Origin of the sequence: Pseudoalteromonas sp. SWXJZ94C (assembly GCF_015864385.1) — a bacterium.
In the GTDB taxonomy this organism is placed as follows: Bacteria; Pseudomonadota; Gammaproteobacteria; order Enterobacterales; family Alteromonadaceae; genus Pseudoalteromonas.
The window spans coordinates 1-22308 of sequence record NZ_JADYXF010000005.1 but is presented as its reverse complement, the minus strand read 5'-3'; the positions used below and the strand labels follow the sequence as shown (position 1 = coordinate 22308).

Below are 22308 nucleotides of genomic sequence, written 5' to 3'. Positions count from 1 at the left end.
CGTTGTAATTTTAAGATAAGTTATGATTGATTAGATAACGTTAATAATAAATAATTGCTGTAACTAAAAATAGTTGAATTAATAAAGTTACTAATCACTTTGTTAATTTAGGAGATAAAGATTAGTAGGGACTTATATAACGTGAATACATAATCATGAAACACCTCTTGGTATAACCGCTCATAAATTACGTTATGTTAAATAGGCTTGGTTTTAATAAAGCGAGCGTGATTATACAAACCAGCTCGCTTTTAGGAGAGTAATTTAGGGGCTAATTAAGCTCTGAATCGACCCAAAACTTAGTTCCTTTTAAAACGGCTTGCAATGCAAGTCCATTTTCGGTTAAAGAATATACAGTAACTTGATCTGCAATAGCTTCGGCAACTACAGCGCCACCTTTATCACCATATTTAGCAGCAGCATCTGCATTGCCACCAAATGTCCAACCGTTTTCAATAAATCTATTTAGTGCTGCTTGGTTATGAAAAACCATTACAACATTAAAATCTTTTACGCCTAAACCAAGCCCTAAACCGGCTTCGCCCATATTCATGTATGTCGATTTACCCGTAAGGTTATTTCTAATAACACCATAGCCACCACCAAAACTAGCAAGCACTACATTTACATTCGCGTTATCGAATACAGCATAACCAGCCGAGTTAGCAATTTGTTTTTTAACATCAGGTTTTTCAGCGTATAATTTATCTAATGTGTTTGCTTTCATACTTTGTACAAGTGAACGTTTTTCGCTTGGTGAAGCACTGCCAGTTGTAGCGCAGCCCGACAATGTAACACTTAAAGCTAATACGCTTAAAATAATAAATTTTTTCATAATTTTTTCCTTAATAAAACATAGCAACTAATAGGCATAAATTTAAAATAATAAAGCTATACTATGTCCAATACTAGACAGTATCGGACTTTACAAGTAAACTGTAAGTCTATTATTTAATTGAATATTTATATATTATGCTTGTCGCTTTAGTTGATACGTTAAAACAATTAAGATATCAAATTGCTCATCTTGATGATGATACTCTAAATTCAGAATACCCAGAACTTGCGTCCTTTATACAGGAAATCGGCTTGACTGTAACTGAATCAAAAGCCGATCTGGTATTCTTGTATCAGTTTTTATATGTTTATGGTCGAAAATCTGAAGCAACGTATAGTCGTTTTCGAAACGAGCTCGAACGCTTTCATTTATGGTCTTGGTTAGTGGCAGAAAAATCAGTTTTTAATTTAAAACGCGAAGATATCGAAGCTTACGTAGATTTTATGGTTGAACCAGATAAAGCATGGACAGCAACTTCAGTGCAATGGCGCTATAAAGATGAGCAAGGAATTCGTCGACTTAATAAAAGTTGGCGCCCTTTTATGCTTAAAGAATCCATTGCTAGCCAACAAACATTATCGTCTATGTTCACAGCATTAAATGTTTTTTATAAGTTTGCCTTACTAGAAGAAAAAACGTTTGCTAACTTTGTCCCTGTTGTTAAAAAAAATAGTCCTTACTTAGTCGTACAATCACAAATTCAAATTCCAGACACATTAAGCGATATACAATGGGAATATGTTTTTGGTGTTACGCGTGATATGTGCGAACAAAAACCAGAGTTAGAGCGAAATTTATTTACGCTCGCATGTTTAAAAGGATTATATTTACGAATATCAGAATTATCTGAACGACCACAATGGTCTCCGGTTATGTCTCATTTTTGGCAAGATAATGATGGATTTTGGTTTTTACGTATTATGGGTAAAGGAAATAAATTACGTGATGTGACGTTAAGCGATGATTTTGTTGAATATTTAAAACGTTATAGATTATACCGTGGTTTACCCGCCCTTCCTCGCGTTGATGAATCAGATCCATTGGTTCATAAAATTCGAGGCCAAGGTGGTATGACCGTAAGACAAATTAGGCGTTTGGTTCAACAAAGTTTTGATTTTGCACAGCAATCATTACTCGATGACGGTTTTAAAGATGATGCTGAACAACTTGGTGCGGCAACTGCGCACTGGCTTCGTCATACGGGTGCTACACATGACGCACAAACCAGACCGCTTAAACATTTATCAGAAGATTTAGGTCATTCTAAAATTGCGACTACTGATCAAATTTATATTCAAACAAATATTAAAGAGCGAGCAAAGTCAGGGCTAAAAAGGAAAATTTAATGGAGTACTTAGTAATAGCATTTATTGGCGGACTATTTTTAATTTATTCTCTAACACTTCGCCAGCTAGAAAAAACAGAAGTAACAGGTCCAATGTTTTTTGTTGTTGGCGGAATATGTTTAGCAATGTTACTACCCAATGAAGAGCAAAAAATAAAAGAAGGTGTAGATCTTCTATTGCCGTTTATAGAACTAACGCTAAGTATATTTTTATTTTCTGATGCTGCTAAATCAAAATTAAGTGTATTAAGACATAGTTTTCAGTATCCAAGTTTATTATTGTTTGTAGCCCTGCCCTTAACTTTGTTACTTGGTATTGCTGTTGCGTTATTTTTATTTGCTGAACTTTCACTTATTCAAGCGGCGTTACTTGCTATTATATTAACACCTACCGATGCAGCATTGAGTAAAGGATTATTAGCTAGTACGCAAGTGCCCGAAAAAATACGCGAAGGAATAAATACTGAAAGTGGATTAAACGACGGTTTATGCGTACCCGTATTTTTGATATTTATATTACTCGCAAAAAATCCTGAATCAGCTATTACTGCAACGCAAACATTAAGTGTATTTGGTCGAGAGCTTGGACTTGCTTTATTAGTAGCAATTACAAGTATTGTTATTTTTATACCGTGTTTAAATTTTGCAATGAAACGACATTACTTTGCACAAAATACAAGCCCATTTTTATTACTTGGTTTTGCTATGGCTGTGTTTTCTGTTACGCAATATTTTCATGGTAGTGGGTTTATTGCGGTATTTGTTGCAGGTTTATTATTTGATAAATTTTCGACTGAAGAAGTAAGAACAGAATTAATTGAAGACTCAGAGCATATTGCAGATTTTACATCTCTTATGATTTGGTGCTTGTTCGGGTTTGTTTGCGCTTACTTAGTCATTCCTAAATTAAATACTGAGATTATAATTTACGCTTTATTAAGTACAACATTAATTAGAATAATTCCAGTTATGTTGTCACTGCAGTTTACGGCACTGAGTGTTAAAGAGCGTTTTACATTTGCGTGGTTTGGACCAAGAGGATTAGCATCAATTGTTTTTACTTTGATGGTAATAGACACACAAATAGAAAATAAATATCAAATTGCGACGATAGCTATGACAACTATTTTATTTAGTGTATTTATACATGGTATTAGCACTAAGCCTATTGCAGATAGCTTTGCTAAAAAATAATTTTTAAAACAGTTATTTAAATTAGATAATTAAAAATAATTAATTTAAAAAAGGCGTAACGATTAACTTCATCAATGATGAAAATAACCGTTACGCCTTTTGTATTTTATAAATAATTTATTAAATTGTGATTTAGGTAAAGTAATTTAAGCACTTTTATTTAAGTTCACATATTTATTTAAGTGCACTTATCTAAGTACTCTTATTTTATAAAGTTATTTAAGAACCAGTGCTAGTAATTCAATTGGGTGTTTTGGTTTAAATTGTTCAAAACGTTTCACTTGGCTACGACAAGAAAATCCAGTCGATAAAAGTTGCTCTGGTTTATTTTTATCAACAATTGGTTTCCAACTCATTTCGTAAAGTGCACGTGAGTTATCTTGATTTTGTGCTTCGTGTCCATAAGTCCCCGCCATTCCACAGCAACCTGTATTTGTTGTTTTTAATGATAAACCAATATCATTAAAAATTGTTTGCCATACATTTGCCGCTTTTGGTAATGCAGTTGTTTCAGTACAGTGACTCAGTAATGTAAATTCGGTATCAGTATTTTTATTTGCACTTAACTTTTTAAACGATTGTGTTTCTAACCATTCATGCGCAAGTTGCACGTTAAATTCACCACGGTTACTTTCTAAAATTGTATTATATTCATCGCGATAACACATAACGAGTGAAGCATCTAAACCGACTAACGGCGCATTTATATCATTTAATTTATTTAAAAACTCAGCAGCATTTTTAGCTGTAACTTTAAATTCATGCAAAAAACCTTTTACGTGTTGCGGTTTACCATTTGGTTTAAAAGGTAACAGCATTGGTCTTTTACCAAGTTGTGTTATTAAAGTAATAAAGCTTTCTACTAATTCGGCTTCGTAAAAACTCGTAAATGGGTCTTGTACTATTAATACATAGTCACTTTGTTGTTCTGCGTTTAATTTATTTAGTAAATCAAAATCGAATTTTTGTGCTTTAGTAATACGTTTTGAAAGTGCAGGAATACTTAACTGTGGTGTATCAACATAACCAACTGTTTTTTTAATAACATTGCTTACTAATGATGTTTTAACAATTGGATTTATAACTTTAGCGAACTTTGCCATTAATGGCGCGCTGTTTTCTATATTGCCAACAAGGTAATCTTTTAGCGGGCGTGCATAGTAACTATGATAATAATTTAAAAAGCGCGAACGAAAAGTGGGTACATCAACTTTAATTGGGCATGCAGTTGTACATGCTTTACACGCTAAACATTCATCCATTGACGCTTTTACTTCGTGAGAAAAATCGTAAATACCTTTTCGTTTTTCGCGGCTATGAACAAAACGTTCCCACCAGGTAATTACTTCACCTTTGTTTAGTTGCTTTTCTACTTCGAGTAAATCTATATCTTTTGACTCTTGTAGTCGCAGCCATTCACGCATTAAACTTGCGCGACCTTTTGGTGAGTTTCGTCGGTCGCCGGTCACTTTATACGATGGGCACATTGGCGAGTTTTCATCGTAATTAAAGCATATGCCATTACCATTACAGGTCATTGCGTTGTTAAAACTGGTTTTAACTTCTATTGATATTTGCTTGTCGAAGTGCGCTCTCTTTTGTCCATCCACACTAACTAGTGAGTCTTCACTATCAATAGGAGTGCATATTTTACCGGGGTTAATACGATTATTAGGATCGAAAGCTGTTTTTATTTTTCGAAGTTGCGTATATAAATGCTCACCAAAAAACTCAGGGCTATATTCACTACGGTAACCTTTACCGTGTTCGCCCCACATTAAACCACCGTACTTAGCGGTTAGTTTTACGACCTGATCTGAAATAGTTCGCAGTAGTTTTTCTTGTTCTGGGTCGCACATATCAAGTGCCGGTCGCACATGTAAAACGCCCGCATCAACATGACCAAACATACCATACTGTAAATTATGGCTGTCGAGTAATGCTCTAAATTCGACAATATAATCTGCTAAGTTTTCAGGCGGTACAGCGGTGTCTTCTGCAAAGGCGAGTGGTTTTTGACTGCCTTTTACATTACCTAATAAACCCACTGACTTTTTACGCATTGCGTAAATTTTTAGTATATCGCTTTTATCACTGGTTAACTGATAACCAATAACGCCATTAGTTTGATTTGCTACGCATTCGTCTAGAAGCTTACAAAGCGTGTCTACTTTGTCTTTTATTTCATCGTTTGATACTGCATTAAACTCGACCATGTTAAGGCCTTGCATATCTTTATTTGGCACGTCGGTTATTAAGTCCGATACTAAATTCCAAATGATATCTTCACGCGCTAAGTTTAAAACTTTGCTATCAACGGTTTCTACCGATGTTGCGCGTGCATCGACTAAAAATGGTGAATGACGAAGTGCGGAATCAAAACTATCATACTTAATATTAATAAGTGTTTTAAATTCGGCAATAGGCGTTAGGTTTAATTTAGCTTCAGTTACTATACCTAATGACCCTTCTGAGCCAGTTATTAAGCGGCTCATATCAAAAGTAAGTAAGTCATCACTTAGCACGTGCTCTAGGTCGTAGCCGGTTAAAAAACGATTTAACCGAGGAAACTTAGCTAAAATAGCATCACGTTCATTAACTGAAATATCTAAAACTGTTTTATATAAACTACCAATTAATGAGTCTTGATTAGCTATAATTTGCGCTTTGTCGATGTCTATTGGGGAGGTACACATAGGTGTGCCATCAACTAAATAAGTTGTTAGCCCTAAAACATGATTGCTTGTTTTACCATAAACTAACGAGCCTTGCCCCGATGCGTCAGTACTTATCATGCCACCAATAGTTGCCCTGTTACTGGTAGATAAATCGGGTGAGAAGAAAAACCCATAAGGCTTTAAAAAATCATTAAGCTGATCTTTTATTACGCCGGTTTGAACACGTACCCAGCCTTCTTCTACATTTATTTCGAGGATTTCGCGCATATAGCGAGACAAATCTACAACAATACCAGGCGTTAACGATTGACCGTTAGTGCCTGTTCCACCGCCACGAGGACCAAAAGTTAATGATAAAAACGGGTCGCGAGATGCAGTTTGCAGTGCGAGCTGAATATCTTTTTCATTTTTTGGAAAAATAACACCTTGCGGTATTTGTTGGTACACACTGTTATCGGTTGAAGCAGTAATACGCGTCGCATAACTTGCGTCGGTATCTCCGGTAAAACCTTGGTTTGCAATGGTATTTAGGTAGTTAGCGACAAGTTCTGTCGCGGCATCTTGCTGTGTAATTGTTGCTATCATGACGGCGATATTTTAGGGCATTTGCCTAATTATATCATGGTGATGGCGAATAGAAATTGAAGATTTTACAGTTTGTAACACTCTTTTAGTCGATTTTAATGCAGCTTAAATTATACTCATACTAACGAGTAATGAGGTGTGTTATATGAAAAAATTACTATTACAGATCAGTGGCGTGTTATTTATTTTGCTAGGATTATTTTTTGCGATTGTACCTGGCCCTTCACTTATATTTTTTATGGCGGGTTTATTGTGTTTTTCGTTTTACTACCCTAAAGCGCGACTTTATTTATCACTTTGTCAAAAGGCGTTAACTAAATCATGTGCTTATTTAGATAAAAAATTAGCTCGTTAATTTACTTTTAATTGAGCATAAAAAAATGCCAGCAATAAATTGCTGGCATTTTTTATAGCTTACCTATTTATTACTTTGCTAATTTTTTAGCTAGGTATAACCATGTTTCTATTACAGTATCTGGGTTTAATGAAACAGAGTCAATGCCCTGCTCTACTAACCATGCTGCAAAGTCTTCGTGATCTGAAGGACCTTGACCACAAATGCCTACGTACTTTCCTTTTGCTTTAGCTGTTTTAATTGCCATAGAAAGTAGCTTTTTAATTGCAGGGTCACGCTCATCAAATAAATGTGCGATTAAACCAGAATCACGATCAAGACCAAGCGTTAACTGTGTTAAATCGTTAGAGCCGATAGAAAAACCATCAAACATTTCTAAAAATTCATCAGCAAGTAATGCATTTGAAGGTAGCTCACACATCATGATTACTTTAAGACCATTATCGCCGCGTTTAAGGCCATGCTCTTCTAGTAATTCAATTACGCGCTTACCTTCTTCAAGGGTACGTACGAATGGGATCATGATTTCGATATTAGCCATATCCATGTCGTTTCTTACGCGTTTTATAGCTTCACATTCTAGTGCAAAACAATCGCGGAAGTCTTCAGAGATATAACGGGCTGCACCACGAAAACCAATCATTGGGTTTTCTTCTTCTGGCTCGTATTGCTGACCGCCAACTAGGTTTGCGTATTCGTTTGATTTAAAATCAGACATACGAACAATTACACGCTCTGGTGCAAATGCACACCCTAGAGTAGAAATACCTTCAACCAGTTTTGTTATGTAAAACTCTACTGGTGATTCGTAACCGGCAATCATGTCAGTAATTTCTGCTTTTAATGCATCTGTTTGAGCATCAAAATTTAATAACGCTTTAGGATGAACGCCAATCATACGGTTGATTATAAATTCAACTCGCGCAAGGCCAACACCTGCATGCGGTAAGCGTGCAAAGTCAAAAGCACGATCGGGGTTACCCACGTTCATCATAACTTTCATTGGTAGTTCTGGCATTTTATCAACGCGTGACGTTAGTATTTCAAAATCTAAAATACCTTCGTAAATAAAGCCGGTATCGCCTTCGGCGCACGATACAGTTACTTCTTGTCCCGCTTTAATTAAATCAGTTGCGTTACCACAACCTACAACTGCCGGAATACCAAGTTCACGTGCAATGATTGCCGCGTGACACGTACGTCCACCACGATTTGTAACAATCGCTGCAGCACGTTTCATGATTGGTTCCCAATCAGGGTCGGTCATATCGGTTACTAAAATGTCGCCTACTTGTACCTGATCCATTTCTTTGATTGAATCAAGAACACGAACAACACCGCTACCAATTTTATGACCAATTGCACGGCCTTCAACAACAACGTTGCTTGTACCGTTTAATTGAAAGCGTTCCATTACGTTAGAGTCTTCGTTTGAGCGAACAGTTTCTGGACGTGCTTGAACTATATATAGTTTGCCGTCGTTACCGTCTTTTGCCCATTCGATGTCCATAGGACGACCGTAATGTTTTTCGATGATTACAGCTTGCTTGGCAAGTTCTTGCACTTCTTCATCTGTAATCGAAAACTTATTTGAAAGCTCAGGGGCAACATCAACGATGTCAACTTGCTTACCGTGCGCTTTATCTTCTGAGTAAATCATTTGAATGGCTTTAGAGCCAATGTTACGACGTACTACTGAAGGTTTATTTTTAAGGAGTGTTGGTTTATGAACATAAAACTCATCAGGGTTAACTGCGCCCTGTACAACCATTTCACCTAAGCCGTAGCTTGATGTAATAAATACAACGTCTTCAAAACCAGACTCTGTATCAATGCTAAACATTACGCCAGATGCTGATTTATCTGAACGTACCATGCGCTGAATACCAGCCGATAACGCCACACCACGGTGATCGTAACCTTGGTGAACACGATAAGAAATTGCACGGTCATTAAATAATGAAGCAAATACGTGTTTAATAGCGACCATTACTGAGTCAATACCAACTACGTTAAGGAAAGTTTCTTGCTGACCTGCAAATGATGCATCAGGCATGTCTTCAGCGGTAGCTGATGAACGCACTGCAAATGAAACATCTGCTGTTGTATCGCCGTGGAGTTGGCTATATGCGTCGCGAATGGCTTGGTCTAAGTTTGGTTGGAATGGTGTGTCGATTATCCATTGGCGGATATCGGCACCGACTTTAGCGAGTGTATTTACATCATCAACATCGAGTGTATCTAAAATGTTGTGAATTTTTGCTGTGAGTCCTGATTGATCTAAAAACTCATTAAAAGCATCTGCGGTAGTTGCGAAACCACCCGGTACTTGCACACCAGCGTTTGCTAGGTTTGAAATCATTTCGCCAAGTGAAGCGTTTTTGCCGCCAACTCGAGGAACATCTTGCATACCAAGCTCTTGATACCAGAGAACGTATTCTTGCACGGATCTTTCTCCAAAAAAAACAAATTGTAGGTCTAACTGTGAGAGTTAAGAAAGAAAACCTTTTATAAAGGTCACCATCATTCTACACTGGCAACAGTCCTCACGTAAACCGTGAGAAACCCATTTTAGGGATTTAAATAAAATAAAAAGGTTAATTATGAGAACTGCTTTTTATATATCAGATGGAACGGCTATTACTTCAGAGGTATTTGGTCATGCAACATTGTCGTTGTTCCCTATTGATTTTAATCATAAAACGATTCCTTTTGTAGAAACCGAAGAAAAAGCACAAGAAGTTAAAGCATTAATTAATGCTACTGCTGCGAGAACAGGAGAAAAGCCTTTTGTATTTTTTACTTTTGTTAATCACAATTTGAGTGAAATTATTAATTCGGCTGATGCGGTTACATATGATTTTTTAACAACATACAGCGAAAAAATTCAAAAAGAGTTAGATGTAGCACCTGTTCCAAAAATGCACCGTACGCATTCTATTCACGAAAAAAGCTATGACTTTAGAATTGATGCAGTTAACTATGCACTTATGAACGATGATGGCGGAAATATTAAAAACTTTTCCGAAGCTGATATTATTTTAATAGGTGTTAGCCGAAGTGGTAAAACACCAACAAGCTTATATTTAGCACTGCAGTACGGGATTAAAGCTGCTAACTACCCTATTACTGAAGACGATTTGGATAATGAAGGATTGCCAAAATGTTTAGTGCCTTATAAGCATAAATTATTTGGTTTAACAATTGACCCTGAAAGGTTAGCTGCCATTAGACACAGGCGTATGGCTAACTCTAAATATGCTTCTATAAAGCAATGTCGTATTGAGGTGCGTGAAGTTGAAATGCTTTATAAACGCCATAAAATTGCATGTTTTAACTCTACTCACCATTCGGTTGAAGAAATATCTGCAAAAATAATGATTGAGGCCGATTTAGAGCGCCGTAAGTATTGATAAAAGCTTTATTGGAACATGATTATTGAATTAAATAACTCATTAAGCGTGTTAAAAATTATTTATATACAACTCGATGTATGCAGAAGATAGAGCAATGCAGGGAGTAATTGCCGAAAACAGTCTTGTTAAAGTGATATTTTATTGTTGTTTTAATAACTCATTAATTTAATGCAATTTGTATAAATTGATCATTTAATCTAAAACAAAAAAGCCGTAATTAAACGGCTTTTTTAATGTTTTAAATACTATTTACGTGCGTTTTTTAGTAAATCAGCAACTAAAAATCCTAGTTCTAATACTTGGTCTGCATTAAGACGTGGGTCACACTGCGTTTTGTAACGCTGTGCTAAGTCATCGTCAGATAATCCATAAGCACCACCAGTACATTCAGTTACGTGTTGACCTGTCATTTCAAGGTGAACACCACCGGCGTAAGAGCCTTCTGCTTTGTGTACTGCGAAAAACTGACTGATTTCGCGCATAATGTTATCGAAGTTACGCGTTTTGTAACCTGATGTCGCTTTTTCAGTATTGCCGTGCATTGGATCCGAGCTCCAAATTACCTTACGACCTTCTTGTTGAACTTTACGAACGAGTGCTGGAAGCTTTTCTGGCAGTACATCTGCACCCATACGTGTAATTAACGTTAAACGACCAGGAATGTTATCTGGGTTTAGTGCGTCAATTAAACGAATTAAATCGTCAGGTTCCATACCTGGACCCACTTTTACACCAATGGGGTTTTTAATACCTTTGAAAAACTCAATATGTGCATGGTCTAGCTGGCGTGTACGCTCACCAATCCATACAAAATGGGCAGAACAATCGTACCAATCACCAGATAAGTGATCACGACGAGTTAGTGCTTCTTCGTAGCCAAGTAATAAGGCTTCGTGAGAGGTATATAAATCGGTTTCTTTTAAGCTTGGTGCAATTGTAGAATTTATTCCACACACTTCCATAAATTCTAAGGCGTCTTGAATTTTATCAGCAAGTTGTTGGTATTTTTCTTTAAGTGGATTGGCTGCAACAAAGCCCATGTTCCAACGATTAACTTGGTGAAGATCGGCAAGACCACCTTGTGCAAATGCACGTAGTAAATTTAGCGTAGCTGCACTTTGATGATATGCGGTCATTAAACGTTGTGGATCTGGTATACGCGCTTCTTCAGTAAACTCAATGTTATTGATGATGTCGCCACGGTATGATGGTAAAGAAACACCATTAATTGTTTCTAAGTCTGCCGAGCGAGGTTTAGCATACTGACCTGCCATACGTGCAATTTTAACTACTGGGCATTTGCCACCGTAGGTTAGTACAACTGCCATTTGCAAAATTGTTTTAAATGTATCGCGAATATTAGCGGCATTAAAATCACTAAATGATTCGGCACAGTCACCACCTTGAAGTAAGAATGCGCGACCCTCACATACATCTTCAAGTTGTTTAAATAAGCTTCTTGTTTCTTCAGCAAAAACTAAAGGCGGAGCTGTCTTTAATTGGCTTTCTACTGATTTTAGTATGTCTTGATCTGGGTATTGTGGTTGCTGCAGTATTGGCAGCTCTCTCCAGCTATTTGGGTTCCACGGTTTCATGTTCTTTCCTCATTCCTACTTTACCTGATATAAAGAAATTAACGTATGGAGCCCCCTTTGTTCAAGGACTAAATTCACTATTTACTAATTATTTAGTTATGAGATAAGTATAAGTGTAAAACTATGAAAGTAAGATGTTCGTTTTACATACGATTAACTGCAACTTATAAAATTACAAAACATTTAAATACAGTGAGTTAGGGGTACTTACTTATAGTTTTGAAGCGTTAAAGACTATCTATCTACAAGGCTAGATTATACATGCTTTACTTAAGAACACATCATACATTAATTAAGACCAATGTAACCTTAACTTTACAGTGGTTTGTAAGTAAAAGTAAGCAAGGGCTATGTGCTATTAAAAATTTGTGCTATGGCGCATATAAATAGAAATATTGTGGACTACTGTCAGCGCCGATAAATTGTTTATAAACAGGGTTACCTCCTATTTCAGTTTCAATATGCAAAATTGAATTTGGTAAATACTGTTAAAAATGATGGCATTATTTTAACAGTATTAACAGTATTAACAGTATTAACAGTAGAACTTTTTGGAGTAAGTTAACTTAATTAGCTGCGGCGTTTGTACAAGAGGTATTTACACTTTATCTGGCGGTTCCTCAAAGTGCTGATCTCGCTCTATAAATAGTACTGTATACATCACTCACAGTTTACCAGTTCCCTGCAGTAAAAGAGGCTATGGGCATCAGTTGAATGCATTGGCTTGCTTTACATTAGCCAATTAAAGTTAGTATGACTGATGTAAAATAAGCTTTAGTTGTTAGTTACTTTAATCAATTTACTTTGTGTATATTTAATCACATAACTCTAAAAATATTCATACTTTGATTGGGTAGGCATAAATATACGACATGATAACGAAGTTGCTTCCTCTCTACTTAAAACGTAACACCTATATATTATATTAGTATTCCCTACTCTATTTTAATCGTAAATACTCTGCGATATGGTTATTCGTATATTCAATGGTGGTTTAGTAAAGGTAAAAAATCTCCTTTAGCTACTAATTAATTATCGGACTTTTCTAGATCAGTATATTGATATTTCAGATTTTAGTTCATTTTACGCATACAAAGAACACATCATACTTAAATTGGTTATAATACTAACTTAGCCCTGAGTAAATATTCATATTATAGTAGCCAAAGCAAAGCGCGTGGATTATAATTGAATCTGTAAGATGTGTTCTTTAGGATTGTAATGGTAACCAAAGTACAAATTAGAAGTCAGTTTGATTTAATGAACGAATTAACCATAAGGTTAATTGAAGAACTAAAAGAATGTGAATTCTCCAAAGCCGAATATTATCAGTTACCTGATGTAAGTAGCTTGGATGAAAAAAAAGTTCCCGAAACTATATCAGTTTCAAAAATATCTGGTGAGCTAGCTCAAAAATCTATACTTAATTCTTTCTCAGATATCTATACTAAATCAGGACTAAGTAGCCGTGTTTTAAAAAGACACCCTGGTATATTAGTTATTAAAAATGCAGATAAACAAGCTCTAAATAACCGCATAGCCCAAGTAAATAAAGCTAAATCAGCATTTAAAGAGTGTATTTTAGCCATAGATAACAACGATGCCAGATTTGAAGCTGTTCATAATGCAATACCAAATTTAATAACCATTGCCGCATATCGGAAAATCCATAGCGAGAGTGAATCCCCATTTTCAGTTAGATTCACATGGATGCATAAACATGCAACTAAAACACTGACAAAAAAAATGGCATTGGAAATGTTAGAAAAATCGGCAGGTTATCGAAATCCTAGAATGATAGATCAACAAAAGTGGCAAACACTTGTAGCACAAGAACAATTACGGGTATCGAGTTTAGCCGAAAAAGAAAAATTAAGAATTAGGCGCCCTACTCGCGTAAGTCCGCAAGTAAACGTCAGATACACAGCTCAAAATAGGTATCATGTTAGTGCAGCTTTACCATTTATTTTGATTAACCCAGAACCCGATGTAAAACTAGGTATATTGCCTAACTACGAAAAACCGTTAAGTCATCCACGAAAACGAGATTATGATTTTTTAGTTGATAGGCTTTACTTAGAACAAGTTGATAAGTAATTATGTTAAAAAGACCACAATATGTGGTCTTTTTGGTTTAGTGCTTAATTAATTTAAAATAGAGTGTGTATTACTTCTTTACAATCTCATCTAATTTATCTTCATCAATTAATACTGCATTTTCTACAATGCGTTTACCACCTTGAATTTCAATACGCTTGTTATGCTTATTCAATGTGAGTATTTCATCGCAAAACTGATCAGATGGATGCATCTCATAGGTGTAATCAATAATATTACCGGTTTTATCATCTTTTACGTTTGTTATGCTGTATTCTGAGATAGCACCTTTCTCAATTAGATCTTTCATTGTCGTTGTCATATCACGACGTAAAGCTTTTAGCTTATTTTCTGTAATATTGTCGGTTGAATATATCGAACCATATTTTTCCATTATAGAAAGTAATCTAAAGTGATATGTTTTACCTGGTGCCGCATAACGCCAAAGATGATACAAACGTAGCATCATCCAACGCGACAATCCGCGTTTTAATTCTTGCGCACTATTAAAGTAATATCCTTTGTATTCAAGGTTGTCGATCATATTATGCACAAAAGCATTTAAACATGCTACGCACTTAACATTGCCACCTTGACCTTTTTTACCACTAAAATGTAATGATGATAGAAAATTCATATTTGACTCATAAAACGAGTCATCAATATCAGAATTTTTAGTGTCCGTTGCAGAATACTTGAAAGAAAGCTTAGAACCTTGAAGAGCTTCAAGCGATTCTTTAATTGCTGGGTAAGGCATTGACTGCCCTACTGCTTTTAGTTCTTGAGCTAATTCGTTCATCGAAAAAACCACGGCATATTGAATACCGGACTTAAAATTAATTTTTACTATTTTGCCTTTAGAGGCTAAACGAATAAGCGCGCGCTCTACTTTTTCTTCTCTATCTGATGGCCAAACTAAGTATTCAACGTCTTCACCATCTTTTCGGGTACTTACTACTGCAGGTGTTATTTTTATTTCACCATCATATAAAATACCATCTACTTTTTCTGATATTCTTCGCGTTATGATTGTTTTTTTAGGAGCTTCTTCCAAAGGCAATTTTTTATGACCTGAACGAACAAAGCGTCCCCATAAATCATAATGGTTAAACGTGTTTGAATAAGCACGTAGACCATGAGCTGCATTTTCGATTGAAATTCGCACATCTTTATTGTCTGTAAATAGCGCTAAACTTTCATTATCGATTGCACTTTCCACCCCGTGGATTTGGCCCCTAAGTGTATCGGGCAAGTTATCTACCGAGATGTTGACCTTTCGGCTCATTGTTCTTATTTCCATTTTTATTGCGACAGCTAATAACAACACATTAAACAACAAAAGTTAAATGTTTAAGTTAGTATAAAATTGATCTGACTTTAAATAAAATGCTTAGATCAATATTTTACTAAGTGTTGTCTGTTTATCGTTATTTCAGATCAATATTTTACTAACAAGCAGTGTATAAATCTAATTTTTACTAACTCATCAATTATTTTGTCCATTGTAATCGTTATTTTATAAAATAAAACACGACAATTATTAAATAAAAGCATATGCCCTGTGGATAAACACATATTGAGTTGGAATAGATCTGATCTGTACTTACTACAGATCAGATCTATACTAATTAAACGCGCTATCTTAGACAAACAACAGTGCATAACTTTATAATTTACTTAGTAAAAAACTGATCTACACGTGTAATTTTGTTTATAACTAACTGCGTAAGTTGTGCATAACTCTACATTTAAAATAGAGGTTAGTAAAAAGGTGATCTGAGTGTTAATAAAGATCTGATCTTAACCAAGTATAAAGGTGATCTGCTTTTTTATATATTATTCATACTTATCATAATGTTATGAGCTAATTATACACCCTTAACCTTTATTACCTTATATATTTAACCAACTTTAAACTTCTTTATTTATACTAAGCAATCTTAAAGGTGTAAAAATATTATTAGATGTCTTCTTTTTAAAAAGCATGTCGTCTTAAATAGTTGTTTACAGCTAATTGAATGGACATTATACTAACTGCCTAACTTTGAGGAAGGAAAGTATGTCTATCAACAATAATGCGCTAAATACCTATCGGCTTTTAAAAGCTACTGCCGAGGTCGCTGAAAAATCATTAGAAGGACGTATTCAACACTATCGCGCTCATCTTAAATCAGAAGAGAAAGAATTACGAACTTACACCCAAAAAGCAGCAGCTGATTTATTAGGTTGTAATAATCGTACATTAAAAAGACGCCATGATAATGGTGATTTTGATGGTTTAAACATAAAACGTGGTGCAAATGGTCATTATGCTTACACATTGGTAAATATTTTTGCCATGGCTGATATCATGGATATCAAAGCAGATCACCGCTCTGATGACGATAAACTACAAGTTATTGTTATCAACTCCCTCAAAGGTGGTTGTGGCAAAACGACCAGTATGGTTAACATTGCTGCAGCCCTTGCTACAACAAATATTAAACGTTACCGCATTGGTATTATTGACTTAGATCCTCAAGGTTCTTCTTCAAGCTTTTTCCCTTCAAGTGAACACGATCCAATTACGGTCGGTGACTTAATGCGTGACTGTATAGATTTAGATGAAGGTGAAACCTGGTCTGAATTTGTATCTAATTCTTTTTTACCAACTCATATTCCTAATATTCGTGTTTTACCATCAGGCATGGATGATTTTTACTTTGAGCACGAAACAGCTACTTTACTCAAAGACACTTCAAATTATGAGCAAACTCGCCATTATCATAAGTTACTTGAAAAAGTTATAGAACCAGTAAAAGATCAATTTGATATTTTACTGATAGACACAGCTCCAACTCTTAACTTTATGTTTTACAATGCTTTAATGGCTTCAACAGCCATGTTAATTCCTGTTCATCCAGAAGCTGTTGATTTTGATGCAAACAATAAATACTTAAAACGTTTAGGTGAAATTTATCATACCGTTGCGGCTCTTGGTCATGAAGGCTGGGACTTTATGCAATTTTTAGTTACCAATTATGTAAAAGGTAATCATTCACAACGCGATATTGTTAAAGATGTTCGTAGTGCCTTTGGTCGTCAAGTAATGAGCTATCCAATCAATCACAGCTCAGCAATTACGGCTAGTTCTTCATCTTTTAATACCATATTTGATCAAAAAGCATCTGATAGCTTAGCAAGTCGAGAATCGCTTATGCGAGCACAAGAAAACATAAAAGATGTGGTCGATGAACTCGAAATGCTAATTAGATCAAACTGGAAATCTACACAATCAAAAATAAACACGCCTAAGTAAGGATGTTAAATAAAAATGGCTAAAAAACGTAAAAACGACACCCGCTTAGATCCTTTTGCTACAGCCGTAGGCAGTAGCAGCCTAGATGCCCTCTTAGAACAAGCCAATGCTGGCGATGTAATAAGAATGCCAGCACCAAGCGATCAATCTCGCGAAATAACACTTGTGTGTAAAGTTATATCGCATAAAGACATAGAATCAACTACCGGTGTTTATGGTAAAAACCGTCGTGTACAGGCACTTTTAAATGAGAAGTCTGTATCTGATATATTGCCCGCAATCGCCCATGATGGTCGTAATCAGCATCCCGCTCTACTTTGGGACCAAGGTGATACAAGCCTAGTTTTAGCTGGTTCTCGTCGTCGTATGGCATGTATTTTAGGTAACGCTGATTATTTGGTACTTAGCTCTAGTGATTTTACAGATCAAGACGCTAAAATTTTAGCAGTCTCGTCAGATCAATACATTGCTCCAAGCTTATGGGAGCTAGGACAAGCTTATCAGCAAACTAAAAATGATCTGATTGAACAAGGAAAAAAAGGTTCATACAGAGAAATTGCTTCAATAGAAGGGGTTTCACATACCGCAGTTGCCGACGCGATAAAAGCGTATGAGCAAATTCCTGCCAATGTAATAGCACTTTACCCAACCGCTAATCACGTAGGCAGAGAAGTCGCTAAAAAGCTTGTGAGTGCAAAGGAGCGCGATCCTAAGAGCTTTAATCAACTCGTAGCTGACCTAGCCAGTAATGTTGAGATAAATGCTATTGAAGCTGACGACAAGCGCGCAATGGCTATTACTAAATGTTTAACGGCTGAACCTCAAACAGCCTCAAAACGAGAAGCTGTACTAGAAAATAACTTTGTTTCAGTTCAACGTAACCTTAAAAGCGGTGATGTTTCGGTTAAAATAGACAATAAAGTTATGACAGACAAGCGCTTAGAGCAACTTACTAAGTTATTAAGTGCATTTAATTAGTTAGTATAATAATGATCTATTTAACTCCCTGTGTTAGTTAAATACTGATCTTATTAAGTTTTAAGTTAGTAAAAACTTGATCTTTAACGCCGTATATTTCGCTAAATTGGCCAAATTAATACCAAAGGATCATGTTTTTACTAACTGACCTCTCTTTTTTAATCATATATCTTCATTTTTAATATTTGTTAGTAAAAATCTGATCTGTAAAGTTTTTAGTAATGCTAATAACCCTTCTGTTAATTTACCTTTATTATTTTAGTCGAACTTAACTTAGTAAAATTTTGGTTTACATTGCCATAAACCGCTTTTTTACTAACCTATCAGCTCCAACCAGTTTATATAGTGTTAATATTGCTTTAGCTCAGAGCACATAAGGCATATACTGGCAGAATTATTTTTAAAAACTAATCCTTAGAGTGACATGTCTGCTAACTTATCAAAAAATGATTTACTCGCTATTTTTGAAGAAATTAAAAATGAGCAGGCTACCCAGTTTCCTCTTTCTGAACGTTTTATTAAAAAGCTATTTAGGCCCAATGTTCTTGCTAAAGCCAAAGAGTATTATAAAAACGGTAAAATCACTTGGTTAGAACATACTCCCAATTTTTCGGTGGTCGACTCAACGGTTTTAGGTGATAACGGCACCCCGTTTAACCAACGTATTGAGATCATAAAATTACCAACTGGTTATTCGGTTGATACACACTGTACGTGTAATATAAAAACTAAATGTCGCCACTTAGCTGCTATTTTATTAAAATTAAAAATAGAACACTCAGGTGAATACGGTGAAGACTACTTTATTAATGACTGGTTTAGTGAATTAAGCGCTCTTAAAAACGCAGAAGAAAACGTACCATCTCAAGTATTATTGTTTGTATTAGATATTGAAAATAATAAAGTATTTTTATCTCCTAAATTAGCCAACCACGACAAAAATCAAAATTACACGTTAGGTCGTAACCTTACAGATCAGCAACTCAACAGCTTTATAACGCCGAGTGATTTACTCGAAAGCGACTTTAGGCTGTACAGTTGGATCCGCTCTCAAAATGCTGTGGGTAGCCTCGAACTTAAAGGTCAGTGGGGCTTTAATGCTTTACAGCAATTAATAGCCACAGAGCGACTATTTTTGCAACGTTCTCGTGTCGCAATAAAACCACAAAGTGGTCAGGCTCTGAGTTTTAACTGGAAGCAAGAAAAAGACGTGACCCAGTTAGGTATTAATCTAGATCAAAGTAAAAACTGGGCGTTAATAAAAACAACCCCACCTACTTACCTAGACCTAGATCACTTAAAAATTGGTCGTATACGTACACCATTAAGTGCAGACGAAATATCGCATTTACAAACCATGCCTGCTTTACACGATACTAATTTTGATCGAATTTATAAACAGCTTGCTGATAACTTTGGTGCGGGAGTTATTCCTCACCCTACCAACTCTAAAACAACGTTACCAAAAGCAGCAAGTAATGCAGTTTTAAAGGTAACGATGGAAGAACGTGGTTTAACACTGTCGTTATTATTTAAGTATAAAAATAAAAATTATTTAGCTGGTTCTGCACCTGAAAATCTAATTAATAATGCGTTCGAGAATACCGTTACTAATGAGTTAGTAAATTTAGGTTTTGAGTTTTGTAAAGGGGGTTTACAAAGTGAGTTTATATTTACTAAGCAATCGCCTATTCATTTACATTGGTTAATTTACGAGTTATTCCCAAGCTTTAAAGAACGTGGCTGGAAAGTCAGTGTAACCAAAGTAAATGTTGCTAACCCACAAAGTGAAGTAACACTAAATGTTAACAGAGCTATTGGGCACCAAATGCACTGTAAAGTGCTACTGCATGATGCCAAAGCTGCGTTACTGTTTAACAATGACGACTTAGCATATCAATCGTTAAACCGTCAAAGTGAGTTGTTTCACTATTACCCAGTTGGTCGTCAATTTGGTGTTATTAATAAATCGGCTATAAATTTACTTAACGAATTTAAGCAACGTTTTGAATTTGTAAAAACCCGAGATGAATTTAATATTCCACTCTCGTATTTACCTCAATTAGTTAAACATACTGAAATTAATGTAGAGTTGCATGACGACACACTAGAGAGTTATTTAGAAGAATTAAATAATTCAGATAGTACAATGCCCACTGTATCGCTACATGGCTTGAATGACTCAGTTGTACTGCGTGAATACCAACAACAAGGCGTAGATTGGTTAAGCTTTTTAAAGCGCCATAAATTAGGTGGTATTTTAGCGGACGACATGGGGTTAGGTAAAACACTGCAAGTTATTGCATTTTTAACTAGCACGTATAATCGCCCTCAAGCGGGTCCTACACTTATTGTATGCCCTACAAGTTTGGTTAGTAATTGGGAAAACGAAATTACTAAATTTGCGAAAGGTTTAAAAGTAACGACTATTTTTGGATCGAATCGTAACGAACCGCTGCAGCATTTAGCACAATCGCAATGTATATTAACAACCTATCCATTACTAAAACGTGATATTGCTTATTATTCGCCGCTGTATTTCGAAAATATAATTTTGGATGAAGCGCAATATATTAAAAACGATACAGCACAAGTATCGCGTTTAGTTAAACGCCTTAATGCCGACTTTAAATTATGCTTAAGTGGTACGCCAATCGAGAATAATTTATTTGAGCTTAAGTCGTTACTTGATTTTGCAATGCCATCGTTACTTGGTTCTCAGGCGCATTTTAAACAGCATTTTCAAACTCCTATTGAACGTGATGCAGACATGGAACGCGCTGAGCAACTAAAAGCGCTAATAATGCCGTTTATATTACGCCGTACTAAAGCACAAGTAGCGCAAGAACTGCCTGAAAAAACCGAGCTAACTAAAGAGTTTGAGTTTGAGCCTAAACAAAAAGAGATGTACGAAGGGATCACGCGCTCACTAGAAGAAAAATTGACTGATTTGTTTGCTGAACAAGGTGTGCAAAAAAGTAAGCTTGCTTTTCTTGAGGCGTTATTAAAGTTAAGGCAGATTTGTTGTCATCCAAAATTAATTGAACCAGATACGCATGCTGGATCTGCAAAGCTTGAATGGCTCGCAACTCATTTACCACTTATGTTAAGTCTGGGTCGTAAAGTTATTATATTCAGTCAGTTTACATCGGCGCTTGATTTAATAGCCCAACGCCTTGCTGAAATAAATATAGACTTTAGTTTGCTTACAGGGCAAACACGTCATCGCGATAAAGTAATTGACGAATTTACTAGCGGTAAAACATCGGTATTTTTAATTAGCTTAAAGGCGGGCGGCACTGGTCTTAACCTTACGCAAGCCGACACTGTTATACATTTTGATCCGTGGTGGAACCCTGCTGTAGAAAAACAAGCTACTGATAGAGCTTATCGTATCGGGCAAACAAACCCCGTATTTGTATATAAGCTAATAATGAGTAATTCAATAGAGCAAAAAGTGTTTAAAATGCAAGAGGACAAACAAGCACTCGTAGATGCATTATTTACCGATAAATCAATGAGCTTTACTAAATTTGACGAACAACAAATGCTTTCGCTCATTAAAAATTAAATTAGTTTAAAAAAGTTTTTATTTTTTTGAACTTAATTAAAAATAGGTCGTCTACTATTATGCTTGTTGATTAATTGCAGTTAATTCAAGCATCATGTTGATTTCCCCATTTAGTTACTAATTTTAGTAATGATTAAGCCAGTTTATTTTAAACTGGCTTTTTTTATGCTTAAAATTTAGCACTAAAATATTATTTAAATAATTTTGAATTTATTATGAACTTAATTAGAAAGAGACCGTCCAGGGCAAGAGCATGAAAAAATACTATAAATTCAATACCTTTTCAAGATAAGCTGTACTGCGCATCGCTTTCTTCTGCTTTGCTGGCATACCTTTACTAAAACTGGTTTCAGCCTTT

13 protein-coding genes are annotated in these 22308 nt (G+C 35.6%); 8 read left to right on the top strand and 5 right to left on the bottom strand.

What is annotated here, in order from left to right:
* Positions 1-271 precede the first annotated feature (271 nt).
* Positions 272-835 carry a YSC84-related protein gene (locus I6F65_RS03020; protein ID WP_024612141.1) on the bottom strand — a complete coding sequence of 188 codons (564 nt, stop codon included), beginning with the start codon at positions 833-835 and terminating at the stop codon, positions 272-274.
* A 137-nt stretch (positions 836-972) separates the two neighbouring features.
* On the opposite strand from I6F65_RS03020, the gene I6F65_RS03015 reads away from it, so the two are divergent.
* Entirely contained in the window at positions 973-2184 is a 1212-nt protein-coding gene (locus I6F65_RS03015; RefSeq protein WP_166113731.1) for a tyrosine-type recombinase/integrase, read from the top strand.
* A complete protein-coding gene (locus tag I6F65_RS03010) occupies positions 2184-3377 on the top strand; it encodes a sodium:proton antiporter (protein ID WP_166113728.1) in 1194 nt (397 codons plus the stop codon). The genes I6F65_RS03015 and I6F65_RS03010 overlap by 1 nt, the downstream gene beginning before the upstream one ends.
* 215 nt (positions 3378-3592) lie before the next feature.
* Here I6F65_RS03010 and I6F65_RS03005 read toward each other — a convergent pair whose 3' ends face one another.
* Entirely contained in the window at positions 3593-6640 is a 3048-nt protein-coding gene (locus I6F65_RS03005) for an FAD-binding and (Fe-S)-binding domain-containing protein (RefSeq protein WP_166113725.1), read from the bottom strand.
* A 145-nt stretch (positions 6641-6785) separates the two neighbouring features.
* Between I6F65_RS03005 and I6F65_RS03000 the strand changes: the two genes are divergently transcribed.
* Positions 6786-6995, top strand: a complete 210-nt coding sequence (locus tag I6F65_RS03000) for a hypothetical protein (protein ID WP_024612145.1) — start codon at positions 6786-6788, stop codon at positions 6993-6995.
* Between the two features lie 70 nt (positions 6996-7065).
* Here the strand turns inward: I6F65_RS03000 and ppsA are convergent, their stop codons facing one another.
* Positions 7066-9441: a phosphoenolpyruvate synthase gene (gene ppsA, locus I6F65_RS02995; protein ID WP_166113722.1), complete on the bottom strand. Its 2376-nt coding sequence runs from the start codon at positions 9439-9441 to the stop codon at positions 7066-7068.
* A gap of 157 nt (positions 9442-9598) precedes the next feature.
* Between ppsA and I6F65_RS02990 the strand changes: the two genes are divergently transcribed.
* Positions 9599-10408, top strand: coding sequence for a pyruvate, water dikinase regulatory protein (locus I6F65_RS02990; RefSeq protein WP_024612147.1), 810 nt, complete (start codon positions 9599-9601; stop codon positions 10406-10408).
* A gap of 248 nt (positions 10409-10656) precedes the next feature.
* Here I6F65_RS02990 and I6F65_RS02985 read toward each other — a convergent pair whose 3' ends face one another.
* Positions 10657-12006 carry a class II 3-deoxy-7-phosphoheptulonate synthase gene (locus I6F65_RS02985; protein WP_197111497.1) on the bottom strand — a complete coding sequence of 450 codons (1350 nt, stop codon included), beginning with the start codon at positions 12004-12006 and terminating at the stop codon, positions 10657-10659.
* Positions 12007-13227: 1221 nt separating this feature from the next.
* Between I6F65_RS02985 and I6F65_RS02980 the strand changes: the two genes are divergently transcribed.
* Complete coding sequence (locus I6F65_RS02980) at positions 13228-14103, top strand: DNA replication terminus site-binding protein (protein ID WP_197111496.1); 876 nt, start codon at positions 13228-13230, stop codon at positions 14101-14103.
* 70 nt (positions 14104-14173) lie between these two features.
* Here the strand turns inward: I6F65_RS02980 and I6F65_RS02975 are convergent, their stop codons facing one another.
* Positions 14174-15388 carry a hypothetical protein gene (locus I6F65_RS02975; protein ID WP_024612150.1) on the bottom strand — a complete coding sequence of 405 codons (1215 nt, stop codon included), beginning with the start codon at positions 15386-15388 and terminating at the stop codon, positions 14174-14176.
* A 774-nt stretch (positions 15389-16162) separates the two neighbouring features.
* On the opposite strand from I6F65_RS02975, the gene I6F65_RS02970 reads away from it, so the two are divergent.
* From I6F65_RS02970 to I6F65_RS02960, 3 genes are all read left to right on the top strand, one after another.
* Positions 16163-17401, top strand: a complete 1239-nt coding sequence (locus I6F65_RS02970; RefSeq protein ID WP_024612151.1) for an AAA family ATPase — start codon at positions 16163-16165, stop codon at positions 17399-17401.
* A gap of 15 nt (positions 17402-17416) precedes the next feature.
* Complete coding sequence (locus tag I6F65_RS02965) at positions 17417-18379, top strand: transcriptional regulator (protein ID WP_024612152.1); 963 nt, start codon at positions 17417-17419, stop codon at positions 18377-18379.
* Positions 18380-18803: 424 nt separating this feature from the next.
* Positions 18804-21950, top strand: a complete 3147-nt coding sequence (locus I6F65_RS02960; protein WP_197111495.1) for a DEAD/DEAH box helicase — start codon at positions 18804-18806, stop codon at positions 21948-21950.
* Positions 21951-22308: the final 358 nt, after the last annotated feature.